At 75.1% G+C, this 15,752-nt stretch carries 17 protein-coding genes and 1 tRNA gene; 7 read left to right on the plus strand and 11 right to left on the minus strand.

The features are described 5' to 3' along the window. Positions 1 to 13 precede the first annotated feature (13 nt). On the plus strand, positions 14 to 2,044 hold the full coding sequence (locus MN205_RS02435) for a thioredoxin-like domain-containing protein (RefSeq protein ID WP_374115816.1): 2,031 nt from the start codon (positions 14 to 16) through the stop codon (positions 2,042 to 2,044). Here MN205_RS02435 and MN205_RS02440 read toward each other — a convergent pair. Beyond that, positions 2,016 to 2,261 carry a DUF2630 family protein gene (locus MN205_RS02440; protein ID WP_242123974.1) on the minus strand — a complete coding sequence of 82 codons (246 nt, stop codon included), beginning with the start codon at positions 2,259 to 2,261 and terminating at the stop codon, positions 2,016 to 2,018. The two genes, MN205_RS02435 and MN205_RS02440, sit on opposite strands and share 29 nt — an antisense overlap. A 188-nt stretch (positions 2,262 to 2,449) precedes the next feature. Between MN205_RS02440 and MN205_RS02445 the strand changes: the two genes are divergently transcribed. Continuing rightward, the gene (locus tag MN205_RS02445) at positions 2,450 to 3,457 is read left to right on the plus strand and encodes an SDR family oxidoreductase (protein WP_255817677.1); all 1,008 of its coding nucleotides are present in this window, start codon (positions 2,450 to 2,452) and stop codon (positions 3,455 to 3,457) included. Here the strand turns inward: MN205_RS02445 and MN205_RS02450 are convergent. Further along, entirely contained in the window at positions 3,423 to 4,076 is a 654-nt protein-coding gene (locus MN205_RS02450) for a thymidine kinase (RefSeq protein WP_242123977.1), read from the minus strand. The two genes, MN205_RS02445 and MN205_RS02450, sit on opposite strands and share 35 nt — an antisense overlap. 120 nt (positions 4,077 to 4,196) lie before the next feature. On the opposite strand from MN205_RS02450, the gene MN205_RS02455 reads away from it, so the two are divergent. Continuing rightward, a complete protein-coding gene (locus MN205_RS02455) occupies positions 4,197 to 4,466 on the plus strand; it encodes a hypothetical protein (protein WP_242123979.1) in 270 nt (89 codons plus the stop codon). 39 nt (positions 4,467 to 4,505) lie between these two features. Here the strand turns inward: MN205_RS02455 and MN205_RS02460 are convergent, their stop codons facing one another. The 5 genes from MN205_RS02460 to dcd all read right to left on the minus strand — a co-directional run bounded on the left by MN205_RS02460 (position 4,506) and on the right by dcd (position 9,148). Further along, positions 4,506 to 5,147, minus strand: a complete 642-nt coding sequence (locus MN205_RS02460; protein ID WP_242123981.1) for a TrkA family potassium uptake protein — start codon at positions 5,145 to 5,147, stop codon at positions 4,506 to 4,508. Positions 5,148 to 5,175: 28 nt separating this feature from the next. Further along, complete coding sequence (locus MN205_RS02465) at positions 5,176 to 6,540, minus strand: TrkH family potassium uptake protein (RefSeq protein ID WP_242123983.1); 1,365 nt, start codon at positions 6,538 to 6,540, stop codon at positions 5,176 to 5,178. A gap of 95 nt (positions 6,541 to 6,635) precedes the next feature. Then, positions 6,636 to 7,097 (minus strand): ankyrin repeat domain-containing protein, encoded by a 462-nt coding sequence (locus tag MN205_RS02470; RefSeq protein WP_242123985.1) that lies wholly within the window; start codon positions 7,095 to 7,097, stop codon positions 6,636 to 6,638. Positions 7,098 to 7,156: 59 nt separating this feature from the next. Continuing rightward, the gene (locus MN205_RS02475; RefSeq protein WP_242123987.1) at positions 7,157 to 8,425 is read right to left on the minus strand and encodes an EAL and HDOD domain-containing protein; all 1,269 of its coding nucleotides are present in this window, start codon (positions 8,423 to 8,425) and stop codon (positions 7,157 to 7,159) included. Between the two features lie 147 nt (positions 8,426 to 8,572). After that, complete coding sequence (gene dcd, locus MN205_RS02480) at positions 8,573 to 9,148, minus strand: dCTP deaminase (protein ID WP_242123989.1); 576 nt, start codon at positions 9,146 to 9,148, stop codon at positions 8,573 to 8,575. Between the two features lie 116 nt (positions 9,149 to 9,264). Between dcd and MN205_RS02485 the strand changes: the two genes are divergently transcribed. The 3 genes from MN205_RS02485 (at position 9,265) to MN205_RS02495 (ending at position 11,248) form a co-directional block, all read left to right on the plus strand. Then, positions 9,265 to 9,335, plus strand: a tRNA-Gly gene (locus tag MN205_RS02485). A gap of 105 nt (positions 9,336 to 9,440) precedes the next feature. Continuing rightward, on the plus strand, positions 9,441 to 10,469 hold the full coding sequence (locus tag MN205_RS02490) for a sodium:calcium antiporter (RefSeq protein ID WP_242123991.1): 1,029 nt from the start codon (positions 9,441 to 9,443) through the stop codon (positions 10,467 to 10,469). A gap of 68 nt (positions 10,470 to 10,537) precedes the next feature. Beyond that, positions 10,538 to 11,248 (plus strand): aspartate/glutamate racemase family protein, encoded by a 711-nt coding sequence (locus tag MN205_RS02495; RefSeq protein ID WP_242123993.1) that lies wholly within the window; start codon positions 10,538 to 10,540, stop codon positions 11,246 to 11,248. 34 nt (positions 11,249 to 11,282) lie between these two features. Here the strand turns inward: MN205_RS02495 and MN205_RS02500 are convergent, their stop codons facing one another. Beyond that, on the minus strand, positions 11,283 to 11,822 hold the full coding sequence (locus tag MN205_RS02500) for a flavoprotein (RefSeq protein ID WP_242123995.1): 540 nt from the start codon (positions 11,820 to 11,822) through the stop codon (positions 11,283 to 11,285). 208 nt (positions 11,823 to 12,030) lie between these two features. Between MN205_RS02500 and MN205_RS21435 the strand changes: the two genes are divergently transcribed. Then, a complete protein-coding gene (locus MN205_RS21435) occupies positions 12,031 to 12,636 on the plus strand; it encodes a DUF305 domain-containing protein (protein WP_242123997.1) in 606 nt (201 codons plus the stop codon). A gap of 32 nt (positions 12,637 to 12,668) precedes the next feature. Here MN205_RS21435 and MN205_RS02510 read toward each other — a convergent pair whose 3' ends face one another. Genes MN205_RS02510 through MN205_RS02520 form a run of 3 tightly spaced genes read right to left on the minus strand, consistent with a single transcriptional unit; the run spans position 12,669 to position 15,740 of the window. Next, positions 12,669 to 13,517 (minus strand): sugar phosphate isomerase/epimerase, encoded by an 849-nt coding sequence (locus MN205_RS02510; RefSeq protein WP_242123999.1) that lies wholly within the window; start codon positions 13,515 to 13,517, stop codon positions 12,669 to 12,671. Positions 13,518 to 13,553: 36 nt separating this feature from the next. After that, positions 13,554 to 14,330 carry an SDR family NAD(P)-dependent oxidoreductase gene (locus MN205_RS02515; protein WP_242124001.1) on the minus strand — a complete coding sequence of 259 codons (777 nt, stop codon included), beginning with the start codon at positions 14,328 to 14,330 and terminating at the stop codon, positions 13,554 to 13,556. Positions 14,331 to 14,390: 60 nt separating this feature from the next. Beyond that, positions 14,391 to 15,740, minus strand: a complete 1,350-nt coding sequence (locus tag MN205_RS02520) for an MFS transporter (protein ID WP_255817641.1) — start codon at positions 15,738 to 15,740, stop codon at positions 14,391 to 14,393. Positions 15,741 to 15,752: the final 12 nt, after the last annotated feature.

The raw sequence follows: 15,752 nt of genomic DNA on the forward strand, positions 1-15,752 counted from the left end.
CGACACTGGGGGTGTGCCCGGCCCCGCCCACCCGACGACCCGACCCGCCGGCCGGGTCCGCGCCCCCCGGTTCACCGGCCGGCGCTGGCTCGGCACCGCCGGCCCCGGCGTGCCACCCGACCTGGACGGCCGCGTCGTGCTGCTGGACTTCTTCACCTCCTCGTGCGTGAACTGCGTCCACGTCCTCCCCGAGGTCGAGGCCCTGCGGGAGCGCTTCGGCGACGCGCTCGCCGTCGTGGGCGTGCACTCGCCGAAGTTCCCGCACGAGGCGGAACCGGCCGCCCTGGACTCGGCCGTCGCCCGGCTGGGCATCGACCACCCCGTGCTCGACGACGCCGAGCGCCGCACCTGGTCGGCGTACGCGGTGCGGGCCTGGCCGACCCTCGTCGTCGTCGACCCCGCCGGGTACGTCGCCGCCACGTTCTCCGGGGAGGGGCACGGCGAACGGGTCGCCGCCGTCGTCACCGACCTCCTGGCCGCCCTCCCCGCGGCCCCCTCCTCCCGGGAGGAGGGGGCCGTTTCCGCCCCGTCGGGGAGTCCCGCAGGGGCGGGAGCGGTGGTCTCCTCCCGGGAGGGGGTGGGCGGTGCGCTGCGGTTCCCGGCCCGCGCCCTCGCGCTGCCCGGCGGGACCGTCCTCGTCGCCGACACCGGCCACCACCGGCTCGTCGAGCTCGCCGCCGACCTGACCACGCCGCTGCGCGTGATCACCGGCGGGTTCGACGAACCGCGGGGCCTGGCGCTGCTGCCGCCGGACGTCGCCGCGCGCACCGGCTACGACGTCGTCGTCGCCGACCGCGGCGCCCACGTCCTGCGCGGGGTGCGCCTGGCCGACGGGCACGTGCGCACCGTCGCCGGTACCGGCCGACAGGCCCGGCGCCGCTCCGGCGGCGGCCCCGCGCTCGCGCAGGACCTGTCGTCGCCGTGGGACGTGGCCTGGTTCGACGGGCAGGTGCTCGTCGCGATGGCCGGCACCCACCAGCTGTGGGCGTTCGACCCGCTGGACGACCCGCTGGGCGGTTCACCGGGCGGCGTCGTGCGCGTCGTCGCCGGCACCACCGCGGAGGGCCTGCGGGACGGGCCCGCTGAGGCGGCGTGGCTGGCGCAGCCGTCGGGGATCGCCGTGCAGCGCACCGGCACCGGGGAGGTGGCGTGGTTCGTCGACGCGGAGACGTCCGCGCTGCGCTCGCTGCGCCGCACCGGCCCGGTGGACCGGGCCGTGCCCGTCGTCACCGACGGCCGGATGGCGAACGCCGGCCCCATCGCCCGGCCCGGTCACGTCGTCGCCACCGCCGCGGGGACGGGGCTGTTCGACTTCGGGTTCCGCGACGGCCCCGGTGCGAGCGGACCGGAGGGGGAGCGGGCGCTGCTGCAGCACCCGCTGGGTGTGGCGGTCGCCCCGGACGGCTCGGTGCTCGTGGCCGACACGTTCAACGGCGCGGTGCGCCGCCTGGACCCCGCCACCGGCGAGGTCACCACACCGGTGGACGGCCTGGCCGAACCCACCGACGTGCTCGTCCTCGCGAGCGGCGACGGGGGCGACGGCGGGCAGGACGCGTCCCTCGTGGTCGTGGAGTCCGCCGCGCACCGCCTGACGCGCCTGCCGCTGCCGGGGGTGCTGAGCGCCGGCGGCAGCGAACGGCGCGGCCCGGCCGCCCTGCCGCCGGGCCCGGTGCGCGTGAGCGTGCAGGTGCACCCGCCGGCCGGTCAGGAGCTCGACGGGCGCTCCGGCCCCGCCGCGGTGCTGGACGTGCGCGCCGACCCGCCCGCGCTGCTGCGCGCCGGGGCCGGCGCCGCGCCGGGCGGTCAGCGCGAGGTGGAGCTCGCCACGGACGTGCCCGGCGGGGTGCTGCGCGTGGAGGTGCAGGCCGCCACCTGCGACGCGGGCAGCGGGCCGGGCGCGGCGTGCCGCCTGCACCGGCGCGTCCTGGAGGTGCCCGTGCGGGTGGACGCGGCCGCCGGGGCGGACCTGCGCCTGGACCTGCGACTGGACCTGCGACTGGACCCTCCCGCGGGACCTACTGCCGGTAGCCCTCCACCTCGCTGACGGGCCGCGCGTCCGCCTCGTCGGGGTCCAGGCCCGCGTTGCGCTTGGCCTCGCGCTGGCGCAGCAGGTCCCACAGCTGGTCCAGCTTCTGCTCGGCGTCCTTCAGCTCGGCGTGCTCCTCCTGCGCCGACAGCTTCCCCTCGGCCAGCGCCGCGCGCAGTGCGTGCTCGCGCTCGACGAGGGTGTTGATGCGCTCGTGGATGTCGTGCTCGTCCATGTGGGCATCCTCGCCGCGCACGGCCCCGCCCGCACCCCGCGGCCCCACCCGCGACCTCGGCGGGCGGGCGCGGCGCGGCTGCGCCAAGGTGGGCGGCGACCGGCCGGCGCGCGCCCGCGCCGCCACGAACGGGAGGGGGACCGGTGGGCTCCGCCAGCACCGAGGGGACCGACGAGGAGCTGCGCTCGCTGCGCGCCGCGCCGTCGGCGCGCGGGGTGGCCGTCGTCACCGGCGGCTCGGCCGGGCTGGGGCGCGCGGTCGTGCGCGAGCTCGCCGAGCGCGGCTGGGACGTCGCCGTCCTGGCTCGCGGCCGCGACGGTCTGGCCGGTGCCGTCGCCGACGTCGCCGCCCGCGGCCGCCGCGCCCTGGGCGTGCCGTGCGACGTGGGCGACCACGAGGCGGTGGAGGCCGCCGCGCAGCGCGTCGAGGCGGAGCTGGGCACGGTCGAGGTGTGGGTGAACGACGCCATGGCCAGCGTGTTCGCCCCGTTCTGGGAGGTCGACCCGCGCGACTACGAGCGCGCCACCGCCACCACCTACTTCGGCTACGTCAACGGCACCCGCGCCGCGCTGGCCCTGATGCGCCCGCGCGACCGCGGCCGGATCGTGCAGGTCGGGTCCGCGCTGGCGCACCGCGGCATCCCCCTGCAGTCCGCGTACTGCGGCGCCAAGCACGCGATCGTCGGGTTCACCGAGAGCGTCGTCACCGAGCTGCTGCACGAGGGCAGCTCCGTGACCGTCTCGATCGTCCACATGCCGGGGATGAACACCACCCAGTTCGGGTGGGTGCGCTCCACGCTGCCGAAGCACCCGCAGCCGGTGGCGCCGATCTACCAGCCGGAGCTGTGCGCGCGCGTCGTCGGGGACGTGGTGGACCGCCCGCGCCGCACCACGTGGGTCGGCGCCTCCACGGCCGGCACGATCCTCGGCAACCGGTTCGCCGCCCCGCTGCTGGACCGCTACCTGGCCCGCACGGGCGTGGACGGGCAGCAGAGCGACCAGCCGCGCGAGGCGATGGCCGGCGACTACCTGCACTCCCCGGTGCCGGGCGACCACGGCGCCCGCGGGCCGTTCGACGAGCGGTCCCACGGGCGCAGCCCGCAGGTGTGGGCGCTGCTGCACCGCCGCGCCCTGAGCGGCGCCGCCGTCGGCGCCGCGGCCCTCACCGCGGGGCTGCTGGCGCGCGCCCGCCGCTGACCGCGGCGGTCTCGCGCCGCACGTGGTGGCGCCGGCACAGCACCTCGTAGGCGATGGTGCCCACCGGGCCGACGTCCAGCGTCCCCTCCGGCTGGTCCACGTCGCCGACGACGACCTGCTCGCCGGCGACCACCATGACCCCGTCGACGGTGCGGGCGTTGTGGGTGGCGCGCGCCCCGCACCAGCACAGCGCCTCCACCTGCGGCACCTGCACCCGGTCGGCGAGCTCGATCAGCCGTGCACTGCCCGGGAAGAGGCGCGTCCTGAAGTCGCTCGTGATGCCGAACGCGAACACGTCGATCCCCAGGTCGTCGACGAGCCGGGCGAGCTGCTCGACCTGCTCGGGGGAGTAGAACTGCGCCTCGTCGCCCACGACGTAGTCGACGGGGCGCTCGGCGTGGCGGCGGGAGACCTCCTCCCACAGGTCGGTGTCCTCGGCGACCTCCAGCGCGGGCCGGGCCAGGCCGATGCGGCTGGACACCACGGCGGCGCCGGAGCGGTCGAAGCGGGTGAACAGCAGCCCGTGGCGGCCCTGCGCGCGGTGGTTGTGGTCGACCTGCAGCGCGAGCGTCGACTTCCCGCAGTCCATCGTCCCGGAGAAGAACACCAGCTCGGCCACGGGCGACCATCCTGCCGCACCCGCGCCGCCGGCCCGTCCCGCCGCCGGCGGGGGCGGGGACGTGGTGGGGCACGTGGCGGGGATGTGGCAGCCGGGGACGCGTCGTGGTGAGCTGGGCCGGTGAGCACTGGACCGGACGACGCGCACGATCCCGCGCAGGACCCCGCGCAGGGCGTCGCGGCCGGCGACGAGCGCCGCGGCGCCGCCGACCGCCGCAAGCTCATCGACCTCACCCGCGCCGAGCGTGGCGAGCCCGAGCGGCGCAGCCTCCCCGGCGTCGACCGTCGCGGCCCCGACCCCGACGACACCCCCGTGCCGGAGCTGGAGGCGGACCAGGACGTGCCCCCGCGCCCCGAGGAGGACGTCGCCGACGCCGGCGAGGACCGCTGAACCGGCCCCGCCCGGCGCCCGCGCGCCCGGCGTGCGCGCTCACACCAGCGCGCTGAACGCCTCCACGTCCCGGATCTGCCCCGACACGATGATCACGTCGTCGGTGGCGAGCACCGTCTCCGGCGTCGCGTACGTGAACCCCTGACCCGGGCGGTGGTGCGCCACCACCGTCACCCGGTGGGTGCTGCGCAGCCTCGCGCCGGCCAGCGTCTGCCCCACCATCGGCGCCGGGGCGAGGGTCTTCGCCATCGCGTACCCGTCCTCGAACTCGATGTAGTCCAGCATCCTGCCGCGCACGAGGTGCGCCACCCGCAGGCCCATCTCGTGCTCGGGGCGGATCACCTTGTGCGCACCGAGCTGCGTGAGGATCCGCGCGTGGGAGTCGCTGATCGCCTTCGCCCACACGTTGCGGATGCCGAACTGCAGCAGCGTCGACACCGTCAGGATGCTCGCCTCGAGGTTCGTGCCGATGCCCACCACGGCCCGGTCGAACTCGTGCACCGACAGCTGCCGCAGCGCCTCCTCGCGGGTGGAGTCGGCCACCACGGCGTGCGTGAGGTGCCCGGCCAGCTCGTCGACGAGCTTGGGGTCGGAGTCGATGCCGAGGACGTCCACCTGCCCGTCCTCCATGAGCTCCAGCGCCAGCGACCGGCCGAACCGGCCCAGGCCGATGACCACCACCGACCGCGGGCGTGCGAGTGCGGACCTCCTAGCCAATGATCGGCCTCCCTTCGGGGAACTCGTACAGGCGGCGGCGCTCGCGCAGGGCCAGCGCCGCCCCCAGGGTGATCGGCCCCAGGCGGCCGAGGAACATCAGCAGGGCGATGACGAGCTGGCAGGACTCCGGCCACGTCGCCACCAGCCCGGAGGACAGCCCGACCGTCGCGAAGGCGGACACCACCTCGAACAGCGTGGCGTCCAGCGGCGACCGGGTCACCTCCACGATGACCAGCGTGCCCACCACGACGACCGACAGCGACACGAGCGCCACCGTCAGCGCCTGCCGGTACACGCGGTCCGGCACGGTGCGGGCGAACACCGCGATCGTCCGCTCGCCGCGGAACTCGGCGAACACCACCACCAGCAGCAGCGCGAACGTCGTCACCTTGATGCCGCCGGCGGTGCTCGCCGAGCCGCCGCCGATGAACATCAGGACGTCCATGACGAGCCACGAGCCGCCGTTCATCTGCGACACGTCGACCGAGTTGAACCCCGAGCTGCGCGTGGCCGTGGTCTGGAACAGGCCGGCCAGCGGCCGCGCCCACCACTCCAGCGCACCGAACGTCGCCGGGTTGCGCCACTCGTTGACGGTGAGGAACACCCACCCGAACACCGTCAGCGCCGCACCCGTCACCAGCGTCAGCTTCGTGTGCAGGGACCACTGGCGCGGCTGACCGAGCCGGCGCCGCAGCTCCAGGAGCACCGGGAAGCCCAGGCCGCCGAGCGTGCTGGCCACCATGACCGCCCCGCACATCCACGGGTCGTCGGCGAAGTCGACCATGCTGTCCGAGCGCAGCACGAACCCGGCGTTGTTGAAGGCCGAGACCGCCAGGAAGACGCCCTCGCGCAGCGCGTCCAGCACACTCACCTCGTACCCCAGCAGCAGGCGGGCCGTCAGCACCACCGCCGTCGCCAGCTCCACCACCAGCGACACGCGCACGACGCCCGCGAGGACGGCCCGCACGTCCCCCAGCTCCAGGCCGCGCGACTCCGTGGCCGTCAGCATCCGCGTGCGCAGCCCGAGGCGGCGGGTGGCCAGCACGCCCAGCAGCGAGGCGGACGTCATGATCCCGAAGCCGCCGACCTGCGCCAGCGCCAGGATCACCACGAGGCCGAAGCCGGACCAGTGCGACCCGGTGTCCACCACGACGTGCCCCGTCACGCACAGCGCGCTGACCGCGGTGAACAGGGCGTCCACGAACTCCGCCCCGCCCGGCCCGCGCCGCGCCACCGGCACCCACAGCAGCGCCGTGCCGAGCGCGGCGACCGCCGCGAAGGCCAGCGCCACGACCTGTGCAGGGTGCCGGATCAGCCGCCGGCGGTTGCCGGCGACCGGCCCGGTCGGGTCCACCACCTGCGCCGCCTCCAGCTCGAACGGGGCCCCGCTGCGGCCCGGCAGCGATCAGGCTAGGGCAGCGGAGGTGGAGGTCGCGCCCGCCGCGCGTGCGCTCAGGTGCCGTCCAGCTCCGTCCCGGGCACCTCCAGCAGCTCCAGGAGGTCCGCGCGGCCGAAGAAGCGGGCCGCCTCCAGCGCGCTCGGCGTCCCCGCGTACGGGTCGGCGTCGGCGGCCACCAGCGCGGCCACCACGTCCCGGCGCCCGCGGACCACCGCCGCCGTCAGCGCCGTGCAGCCCCGGGCGTCGCGCCGGTCGGGGTCGGCGCCGCGCTCCAGCAGCGCCCGCACCGTCGCCGGGTGCCCGTGGTGGGCGGCCAGCACCAGCAGGCAGTCGCCCGCCGAGTCCGCCGAGTCCACCGGCACGCCCGCGTCCAGGTACGCGGACAGCTCGCGCGCCAGGCCCAGCCGCGCCGTCTCGAACACCCGGTGCGCCAGCTGCAGCGCGCGCTCCTCGCAGGCGTCGGACGGGCCCACGGGCTCGGCCCGTGGACCGCCGGCCTCGCCCCGCCCGGTCACGGCGCCAGGGTAGGTCGGTGCCCCGGGCCGCGCACCCCCTCGCGCGCCGCGCGCCGCGCTCACCCCTGGTCGAGGACGGCCTCCACCGCCGTCATCGCCGTGCTCAGCCCCGCCAGGTAGGCGCGCGAGACCTCGTACACCGCGTGACCGGCCTCGCCGATCCGCTGCGGGTCGTCCTCCTCGTACGACAGCACCGCCCGCAGCGCCCGCCCGGCCGTCCCGCGGCCCTCCAGCAGGGCCGCGCGCACCGAGCGGGCCACCCCGGTCGTCTCCACCAGCTCGTCCTCGGGCAGGCCCAGGACCGTCGCCACCCCCGACAGCAGCCCCACCGTGTACGCCACGTCGGCGTCCGAGGGGGCCAGCCGCGCGCACGCGCCGGCCCGCGCCAGGACCGTCGTCAGCTGCTCGGTGTCCACGCTGGTCACACCGCCCAGCAGCATGAGCACCACCCACGAGCACAGCTGGCGGCGCCCCAGCAGCACGATCGCCTGCCGCAGCGAGGAGACCTCCTCGCGCGTGCCCGCGTACGCCGAGGACACCGTGCGCAGCACCCGCAGGCTCAGCCCGGGGTCCGACGACACGAGCTGCTCGATCTCGCCGATCGGGGCGTCGCTGCCCGTCAGCGCCCGCACCAGCCGCAGGCACACCAGCTGCGACGGCGTCAGGCTCACCGACTCCAGCGTCACGGGCCGCTGCAGGCCGTACCCCTGGAACAGGTCGCAACCGGCCGCGGCGCACCGCGCGAACTCCGCGTCGTCCTCCACGCGCTCCACCACCACCAGCGCCGACGGGTTGTGCGCGCGCACCAGCGCCACCACGTCCCCGAAGCGCTCACCGGTGTCCGCCAGGTCGACCTTGACGTAGTCGGCGCGCCGCACCGCCGGCAGGCGGGCCTCCTCGCCGGCGAAGTCGTCCACGGCGAGCCGGTACCCCAGCGCGCGCAGCCGGTCCACGCCGGCCAGCAGCTCCTCGTCGACCTCGATGTCCTCCAGCAGCTCCAGCACCACCTGCCGCGGCGAGCACGGCACCGGCAGCTCACCGGTGAAGAAGCCGCGGGTGAGGTTGATGAACAGCGGCTTGTCGCCGGCGATCTGCTCCACGCCGAAGTCGCCGAAGGTGGCGCTGATGACCTGCGAGGTGGCGTGGTCCTGCTCGGTGCCGCTGGACAGGTCCGCGCTCGTGCCGCCGTGCGCGCGGAACAGCAGCTCGTAGGCGACGAGGTGGCGCCCACCGTCGTAGATGCCCTGCCGACCCACGCGGACGGTGGCGACGCTGCTCCCGGGGCGGTCGGCCTGCGGGTGCGCTGCGGCGCGGAGCCGCGCCGTCACGACGCGCCTCCGGCTGCCTCGGCGGTCCCGACCGCCCGCACGGTGCTCCTCACGTCCTCCACAACGGCTCGCCGGGCCGTGACCTGAAGCGCGCCGCGCGCCGTGCTGGGCCGAACGGGTGCCGGGGTCCGGCGCGGCGCGCCCACCTCACACCGCGGTGCGGTGGAAGCGGGCGAACGACCGGCTCGGCGTCGGGCCCCGCTGCCCCTGGTAGCGCGAGCCGGAGGCGGTGCTGCCGTAGGGGTTCTCCGCGGGGGAGGACAGCCGGAAGAAGCACAGCTGGCCGATCTTCATGCCCGGCCACAGCGTGATCGGCAGGGTCGCCACGTTCGACAGCTCCAGCGTCACGTGGCCGGAGAAGCCGGCGTCGATGAAGCCGGCCGTGGAGTGCGTCAGCAGCCCCAGCCGCCCCAGGCTCGACTTGCCCTCCAGGCGGGCGGAGACGTCGTCGGGCAGCGTGACCACCTCGTACGTGGAGGCCAGGACGAACTCGCCCGGGTGCAGGATGAACGCCTCGTCCGGCGCCACCTCCACCAGGCGCGTCAGCTCCGGCTGCTCCTGCGCCGGGTCGATCACCGAGTACTTGTGGTTGTCGAACAGCCGGAAGAAGCGGTCGATGCGCACGTCCACGCTGGACGGCTGCACCATCGACGCGTCGGAGGGCTCCAGCACCACCCGGCCGGCGGCCAGCTCGCGGCGGATGTCGCGGTCGGAGAGCAGCACGGCGACACGCTACCGCCGCGCCCGGGCCCGCCGGAGCCCCGCTGCCGGGGAGGGGACTGGACCAGGCCGCCGCGTCCGTTACAGTGGTGCCGTCCCGGCGAGCGCTGCCGGGTCACGCGGGTGTAGTTCAATGGTAGAACTTCAGCTTCCCAAGCTGATAGCGCGGGTTCGATTCCCGTCACCCGCTCAGACGTGGAGGCCCCGGTCCAGGTGGACCGGGGCCTTCGTCGTCCCGGGGACAGCCACCCGTCCCCGGTGGCGGGCCCGTGGACGGCACGCCACGGTGTCCGCCGTGTCCCTCCTCGACCCCGGTACCCCCTGGCCGCTCCTGCCCAGCCTGATCGGCCTCCTCGTCGCCGGTGTCGTCATCGTCTTCACCGGCATCCGCATGACCGCCGTCGCCGACGAGATCGCCGACCGCACGGGCATGGGGGAGGCGATCGCCGGTGCGGTGCTGCTGGGCGCCACCACGTCCCTGCCCGGCCTGGTGACCGTGGCCGTCGGCGGGCTGGCGGGCGACGCGCAGTTCGCCTTCGCCAACCCCGTCGGCGGCATCCTCATCCAGACGGTGTGGCTGGCCGTCGCCGACCTCTACTACCGCCGCGTCAACCTCGAGCACGCCGCAGCCTCCAGCCAGAACCTCATGCAGGCCCTCGTCCTCCTCGGCCTGCTGGCGGTCCCGCTGATCGGCTTCGCCGTCCCCGACCTGGCCTTCTTCGGCGTGCACCCCGCCACGATCGCGATCCCGGTGCTGTACGCGGGCGGGCTGGTCCTCGTCCGCCTGCTGCACGACGACCCCATGTGGAAACCCGTCGTGACCGACGAGACCGTCGAGGACGTGCCGCAGGAGGGCAGCGGTGCCAGCGGCCGCCGCCTCGGGGTCTCCTTCGCGCTGCTCGCGGTGGCGATGGCGGTCGCCGGGTACGTCGTGGGTCGCGCCGGGCTCGGCGTCGTCGACGCCACCGGCGCCTCCGGCGGTCTCGTCGGCTCCACCCTGACCACGGCCGTGTCGTCCCTGCCCGAGCTCGTCACCCTCATCGCCGCGGTCCGCCTGCGCGCCCTCGCGCTCGGCGTCGGCGACATCATCGGCGGCAACGTCTTCGACGCCCTGCAGATCGCGGTGGCCGACGTGTTCTACCGCGAGGGCCCGATCTACGCCGACGCCGGCGCCTCCGGCCTGCTGCTGCTCGCCGCGGGCCTGCTCATGAGCGCCCTGCTGGCGGCCGGGCTGCTGCTGCGCGGCCGGCGCGGCATCGGGTTCGAGGGCATCGCGATCCCCGTGGTGTGGGTCGGCGCGATCGTCGGCGTCAGCTCCCTGTAGCGGGCACCTCCCGGTCCGCGACGATGTCCCCGCGCGCCGGGAGGTGCCCGGGGCGGGGAGGGGACGCAGTGCTGACGATCGGGATGCTGGGCGGGATGAGCTGGGAGTCCAGCGCCGAGTACTACCGCCTCGCCAACGAGCTGGTGCGCGAGCGCCTCGGGGGGCTGCACTCCGCCCGCTGCCTGCTGGCCTCCGTGGACTTCGCCGACGTCGAGCGGCTGCAGGTCGCCGGGGAGTGGGAGGAGGCGGGACGCGTCCTGGCCCGCCACGCGGCCGGGCTCCAGGCGGGCGGCGCGGACCTGCTGCTGCTGTGCACCAACACCATGCACCAGGTCGCCGACCAGGTGCAGGACGCGGTCACCATCCCCCTGCTGCACATCGCCGACGTCACCGCCGCCGCCGTGCGCGCGGCGGGGCTCAGCAGGGTGGGGCTGCTGGCGACGGCGTTCACGATGGAGCGGGACTTCTACCGCGACCGGGTGGCCGGCCACGGTGTGGAGGTCCTCGTCCCCGGGCCGCAGCAGCGCGAGCTCGTCCACCGCGTCATCTACGACGAGCTGTGCCTCGGGGTCGTCGACGACGGCTCCCGCGCCCGCTACCGCGAGGTGATCGACGACCTCGTCGCCGCCGGCGCGCAGGGCGTCGTGCTGGGGTGCACGGAGATCGAGCTGCTCATCGGCCAGCGGGACTGCCCGGTGCCGGTCTTCCCCAGCACCCGGCTGCACGTCGAGGCCGCCGTCGAGCGGGCGCTCGCCGGCAGCGCGGCCGCTCCCGGCTGACGCGCGGTCGCGGGGCGCGGTCGTCGGGGCCGCCTCAGCGCGCGGCCACCGCCCCGACCTCCCGCAGCACCGCGTCCCAGGCGACGGGGCCGTCCGGCTCGCCCTCCACCACGCGCACCCCCGCCGCGCGCAGCACCGCCAGGTGCCCCGCCCACGCCGGGTGGGCGGCGTGCCCTGCGCTGACGCGCGGGTGCACCACCACCGGCACCGCCCGTGCGCCGATCGCCTCGCACACCGGGGTGACGGCCTGGTTGTCGGCGATGCCGAGGGCCAGCTTGGCGACGGTGCCCGCGGTGGCCGGTGCCACCACCCAGCAGCGCGGGTCCGGGTGCGGTCGCGGCTGGTGCGGCAGCCGGGGGGTGCTGCGCAGCGGGTACCCGGTCGCCTCCGCGATGCGGCGGTCCTCCCCGAGGTCCGCCAGCCACGCCGCCGCGGCCGGGGTGGCGGTCACCGCGACCGCCCAGCCCGCCGCCAGCAGCGGCTCCACCAGCCGCTCGCGCACGTCCGTGACGCCACCGGCCGCGGAGCAGGCGAGGCCGAGCACGCGGGTGGGAGGCACGGGGGCGGGGTGCACGTCAGCACCGTAGGGCCCGCCTCGACCCCTGCCCCGCACCCGTCACCGTCGGCGCCACCGGCGCCACCGGCGCCACCGGCGACCCGACGGGCTCGCGGGCCGGGTGCCGGACACCCGGACCGACGTGCGGACGTCACCCTCGCCTCGTACCTTCACCGTGCACCGGCTCGTCGAAGTGCCGGACATCGTCGATCAGCAGGGGGCAGCGGTGACGACGCCTGGCAGCGACAAGGGGCAGCGCGGCGATCAGGGGCAGCACGAGGGCCACGGCAAGCACGTGCGCCGGATGTACCTGCGCTTCGCGGCCATGATCCTCACGTCGATGGTCGTCATGTACGCCGTCATGTTCGTGGGCACGTGGCGGTGGGACCACGTCATGTTCAGCGAGAGCCGGGTCTTCATGGCCCTGACCATGGGCGGCGCGATGGCCCTGGTCATGATCGCCTGGATGCTGAAGATGTACCGCAGCGTCAAGGGGAACATCGCGATCGTCGTGGCGGGCCTGGTCCTGCTGGCCGGCGGCACCTTCCTGGACCGCAGCCAGGCGACCGTGGGCGACGTCGGCTGGATGAGCGCGATGGTCCCGCACCACTCGCTCGCGATCACGCGCTCCGCGCACGCCGACCTCGACGACGTGCGGGTCTGCCGCCTCGCCGCGTCCATCATCGAGGCTCAGAAGCGCGAGATCCGCGAGATGCAGTGGCTCATCGAGGACATCCGGGAGAACGGCGAGGTCGTGACCGCGGCCGAGCTCGAGGGCCGCCAGGTGCCCGAGTTCGAGGTGTCGGACCTGCGCGACTGCCCGAGCCCCTGAGCGCGGGGCGACCCANNTCGCCCCGGCCGCGCTCAGGGCCGCGCCACCTCGTCCAGCAGGGCGGCGATCTCGTCGAAGGAGCGCTGGGCGTCGGCCTCGCGCTCGGACTCCTCGACGTCGTGCGTCTCCAGCTCCAGGACGTACGTGCCGGTGAAGCCGCCGGCCTCCAGGGCGCCGAGCACGCCGCGGAAGTCGACGTCCCCGCGACCGATCCCGAGGTTGAGGTTCCCCGGCACGGCGTCGCGCAGGTGCACGCGCTCCACCCGCTGCGCGTGCTCGCGGGCCCAGGCCACGACGTCGTCCCCGGAGGCGACGACGTGGGAGGTGTCGAGCAGCAACCCGATCTCCTGCGGCCCCAGGGCGGCCAGGACGCGGTCGGCGCGCACCACGTCGTGGACCCAGCGGCGGTGGTGCAGCACCTCCACCAGCAGGCGCACGCCCCGCTCCCCGCACCACCGCGAGATCGCGCGCAGGTTCTCCACGGTGCGGGCGAGGTCCGCCTCCTCGTCGACGTAGGCGTCCCACGACGGCCCCCCGCACGGCACGACGAGCGCCGCACCGGTCGCCGCCGCCAGCTCGACGAGCGGTCGGACCGTCGCCGCCAGCGTCCCCGCGTCCAGCGCCGGGTCGTTCAGCGGGCCGACGTCGGAGTTCACGGCACCGGCGGTCAGGCCGTGCGCCGCGAGCGCGGCCACGTACTCCCGCGGGTCCCCGGTGAAGGGCACCGGCACGTGGTCCGTCACGGCGGGGATGGCGCCCAGGTCCACCTCCACGGCGCCGATCCGCTCGATGAGGGTCAGGGCCTCCTCCAGCGGCCGGAACCGGAAGCTGATCGTGGAGATGCCGACGCGGCGCGCCGTCGCCAGGGGTGTTCCGCTCACGGGTGCTCCTTCCGAGACCGTCCGGGGGCCGGACGCTCAGGCGATGTACGAACCGCCGTTGATGTTCTGGGTGGTCCCGGTGATGTAGGAGGCGTCCTCGCTGGAGAGGAACACGACCAGGGCGGCCAGGTCGTCGGGCGTGCCCTGGCGGCCCATCGGCACCGCGGCGGCCAGGCGCGCCTCGTTCTCCTCGTCGGTGGCGCCGGCGCGGATGTCGGTGTCCACCACGCCCGGGCTGAGGGCGTTGACGGTGATGCCGTGGGGGGCCACCTCGCGGGCCAGGGAGCGCGTCAGGCCGAGCACGCCGGCCTTCGCCGCGGAGTACGGCGTCTTGGAGAACACGCCGCCGCCCTGCTGCGCGGAGACCGAGGACATGTTCACGATCCGGCCGTAGCCGTGCTCGATCATCTGCGGCAGGAACGCCTGGCAGGCGAGGAAGGTGCCGGTGAGGTTGATGCCCACCACGCGGTGCCACTCCTTCAGGTCGACCTCCAGGAACGGGGTGGGGGAGGCGACACCGGCGATGTTGGCGAGGGCGCCCACGGGCGGCAGGTCGGAGGCGGCCAGGGCCTGCACGCAGCGGGCCAGGGACTCCTGGTCGGTCACGTCCGCGGCCAGCCCCAGCACGGGGGTCTTGAACTCGCTGGCGATCTTGTCCGCGGCGGCCTCGGCGCCGGGGCCGTCGATGTCGAGGAGGGCCACGGCCCACCCCTCGGCGGCGAACCTGCGGGCGGTGGCGAAACCGATGCCGCGGGGGGACGCGGCGCCCGTGACGACGGCGGTGCGCTGGCCGACTCCGGTCTGGTAGCTCATGTCGGGGTCCTTCACTGGGTGCGGGAGTCCGAGGGGGTCGGTGCGGGAGCGGTGGGCTCGTCAGACCGCGGCGGTCGTGGAGGCGCTCGGTGAGGTGGTGGCGGCAGCGGTGGCGCGCTCGACCTCGGCGCGGCGTGCCGGGCCGTTGGTCTCCGGCGTCGCGAGCGTCGCGACGAGACCGATGAGGCCGAACACGATGAACAGGACCGCGGGGCCCGTCCAGCCGAACGCCTCGTAGGCCGCGACGGCCGCGAAGGCGGTGAAGCCGGAGACCACGGCCGCGAGCTGGTAGGCCAGCGAGGCGCCCGAGGAGCGGGTCGCGGTGGAGAACAGCTCGGCGAACCACGCGCCCTGCGTGCCGGCCAGGGAGTTCTGGCACAGGGCGAAGGCGATGACGAAGACGGCGATGATGAGCCCGAGGTTCCCGGTGTTGAGCATGAGGAACATCGGGATGCCGAACAGGAGCATCAGCGTGGTGCCGAACGCGTAGACGGGCTTGCGGCCGATGCGGTCGGTGAGCCGGCCCCACAGCAGCGTGGCGGGGAAACCGATGAGGGCCGCGACGACGATCGCCAGGATCGTGTCGGGGCGCTCGGCCAGGCCCTGGTCGTGCACGTAGGAGGTGACGTAGGAGATGGAGACCGCGTAGCCGGCGGTCTCGGCGATGCGCAGGCCGAAGGCGCGCAGCAGGTTGCGCCAGTCCTGGCGGACCACCTCGGCGAGCGGGTTCTTCACCAGTTCGCCCTGCTCCTTGGCGTCCTCGAAGTCCGGGGACTCCTCGACCTTCAGGCGGATGTACATGCCCGCGCCGATGAGGATCGAGCTGAGCAGGAACGGCACTCGCCAGGCCCAGTCGCCCGGCAGGCTGGCGCTGGCGAGGAAGGCGAGGTTGGCGAGCAGCAGGCCCAGCGGGAAGCCGGCCTGCGGGATGGCCGTGTAGGCGCCCTTCTTCTTCCACGGGGCGTGCTCGTACGTCATGAGGATCGCACCGCCCCACTCGGCGCCGAAGGCGAGGCCCTGGATGATCCGGACGGTGACGAGCAGGATCGGGGCGAGGATGCCCACGGTCTCGTAGGTGGGCAGGGCGCCGATGAGCACCGTGGACAGGCCCATGATCAGCAGTGAGGCGATGAGCACCGGGCGCCGCCCGATCTTGTCGCCGAGGTAGCCGCCGATGATGCCGCCCAGCGGGCGGGCGGCGAACCCGACGCCCAGCGTGCCGAAGGAGAACAGCAGTGCCGTCGTGGGGTCGCTGTCCGGGAAGAACGCGTCGCCGAGGTACAGCGCCGCGGCCGTGCCGAAACCGATGAAGTCGTAGTTCTCGACCGTGGTGCCCACGGCGCTGCCGACGGCCACCCGCTTCTTGTGCTCGGTCCCGAGGACCCGACCGTTCGCTGTCGTCACTGCCATCTCCTTCGACGG

This window comes from Kineococcus sp. TRM81007, from assembly GCF_022669155.1.
Classification (GTDB): domain Bacteria; phylum Actinomycetota; class Actinomycetes; order Actinomycetales; family Kineococcaceae; genus Kineococcus.

Coding starts and splice junctions, on each gene's coding strand:
- MN205_RS02515 (WP_242124001.1), bottom strand. CDS start 14,330: ATGAGCTACCAGACCGGAGTCGGCCAGCGCACCGCCGTCGTCACGGGC.
- MN205_RS02520 (WP_255817641.1), bottom strand. CDS start 15,740: ATGGCAGTGACGACAGCGAACGGTCGGGTCCTCGGGACCGAGCACAAG.
- MN205_RS02440 (WP_242123974.1), bottom strand. CDS start 2,261: ATGGACGAGCACGACATCCACGAGCGCATCAACACCCTCGTCGAGCGC.